Origin of the sequence: Geodermatophilus maliterrae (assembly GCF_041018925.1) — a bacterium.
Lineage (GTDB): Bacteria > Actinomycetota > Actinomycetes > Mycobacteriales > Geodermatophilaceae > Geodermatophilus > Geodermatophilus maliterrae.
In genome coordinates, this window is the sequence record NZ_JBFNXQ010000197.1 from 1 (window position 1) to 1,890 (window position 1,890).

The following is a 1,890-nucleotide window of genomic DNA, read 5'->3' on the forward strand; positions in this document are numbered from 1 at the left end:
CCGTGCCTCCTGGCGGGCTTGCCAGCGTGGTCCCAGCTCGGCGACCAGCTCGGCGAGCACTTCTCGGGACAGCCCGGACACATGGCGATCGGCGACAGCGGCGGCTCGGGCCAGGCTCCTCGACACACCACGACCTTGCTCCGTCCTTCAGGAGCAAGCCGCCCCTCTAACCATGCACGAGGTCGTTAATCCATGACACCGTCAATCGTCCAGCCCGCGCCACTGCACCAGCCCGCGCCACTGCAGCGATATGGCGCCACATCTCTACCTCAGAGGGTTGAGCCGGGGGCCGCCAGCAAATACGGCTCGTCCTATGAGCGCCAGCACGACCTGCGCCGCCAGCACGACTCGGACGTGTCCTGTGGATGATGAACGGCGGAGCAGGACGGAGCGGGGTGCCAGTCGTTGACCCGTGGCAGCGGTGTGTAGCCCGCTCACCTCGGGTAGAGCGGAGGCACGGTGTGCGCGGGAGGCCGGCAGCCCACGCGACCCAGGCCCGACGTCCAAACAGAGGCCGTCGGGCTGCCTCTCTGTGGCCGCGCTGCTACCGGCCGACGGTTTCCCCGGTATTGATCAGGCGCTGGGCCACGTCGCGGAGTTCGACGTTGGCGTCCTGACAGGCCCGGGTCAAGAGCGCGGAGGCCTGCTCGGCGGTCATCTGAAACCGCTCCATGAGGATGCCCTGGGCCTGGTCGACGATGTGGCGCGTCACCATCGCGAAGCTACCGCTCGTCGATGAATTCCCGCGGTCCACGACATCCAGAGTGGTGCCATCCACCATCACCACAGCGCCCCGTCAGAACGCCCATGATCTGCATCCGTGCGTGGAGCGCGCCGCGCAGGCGCGGTCCTCGTCGTCGGGCGCCTCGGTCCGGCATGCGGCCTCCGCGGGTCCCACTTGCCATCGGATGTCACCGCGAGCCCGGGCTCATACCGGCGTGGAACCAACGGCGCCCCGACCACCGAGCCCGGCGTGGTAGGCCGAGGAGAGGCAGTGGCTGAGCACACGGGGGAGAGCCCTGCGCGCGACGTGGGGCTGTTGAACAAGCCGGACGACCCGGTCGCCAAACCGGACGGCGAAGCGCGGTCAGCGCCGGTCGCTCGGCAACTGCAGCTGGAGCAACCCTGGCGCCATCCGGAGCCCTGGTGACTGCGCGGAGGGGTCCGCCCCTACCTCCTGCTGGGGGACGTAGCCGCATTCATAGTCGCCACGGCCATCACGATGCCGGCCAACCCCGTGCACGTGGTGGTCCTCGGGGTGTACATCGCGGTGTTCCATGTGGCGGGGCTCTACCGGTCGCGGCTCAACCTCTCGCTGCTGGACGACCTGCCCTACATCCTCGCCGCGTCTTTGGTCGGCTCGCGCTGAAACTGTCACTCCTCGCGCTCCTCCCGAGCGTCGACCCACCGCACCGCCCGCCACTGCGTCCCGGCCGGGCTGACCGGCTGGTCGCAAGCGCACGGCCTCCGCGGGGACACCTCCATCGAGGACCGGGCGCGCTTCGACAACTACTACATCGAGAACTGGTTTCCCCTGGCTGGACGTGAAGATCCTCGTGATGAGGTCGGCCAGGTCGTCCGACGCCAGGGCGGGTGACGCCGGACGCTGGAACCGCATCCGAAGGACCGGGTCAGGAGAGCGACTCTCCGAACCTGGCGGGGACAGACGACGCAGGCTTTGAGTTTCGGCCAGGCAACGCACTAACGACCTCGTGCATGGTTAGCGGGACGGGTTGCTTGTGACGGACGGAGCAGGCTCGTGGTGTGTCCAGGACGTTGGCCCGTGCCGCTGCTGTCGCCGATCGCCGCGTGACCGGACTGTCCCGGGAAGTGCTCGCCGAGCTGGTCACTGAGCTCGGGCCGAAATGGCAGGCGCGCCAGGACGCGCGA

General features: G+C 68.7%; 2 protein-coding genes and 1 pseudogene. 2 read left to right on the top strand and 1 reads right to left on the bottom strand.

Annotated features, from left to right (window positions below):
* Positions 1 to 544: 544 nt before the first annotated feature.
* Positions 545 to 781 (bottom strand): ANTAR domain-containing protein, encoded by a 237-nt coding sequence (locus ABQ292_RS26395; protein ID WP_369210671.1) that lies wholly within the window; start codon positions 779 to 781, stop codon positions 545 to 547.
* A gap of 441 nt (positions 782 to 1,222) precedes the next feature.
* On the opposite strand from ABQ292_RS26395, the gene ABQ292_RS26400 reads away from it, so the two are divergent.
* On the top strand, positions 1,223 to 1,369 hold the full coding sequence (locus ABQ292_RS26400; protein WP_369210670.1) for a hypothetical protein: 147 nt from the start codon (positions 1,223 to 1,225) through the stop codon (positions 1,367 to 1,369).
* A gap of 48 nt (positions 1,370 to 1,417) precedes the next feature.
* Positions 1,418 to 1,597 (top strand): annotated as a pseudogene (locus ABQ292_RS26405) (sugar transferase); the annotation flags it as partial.
* Positions 1,598 to 1,890 lie beyond the last annotated feature (293 nt).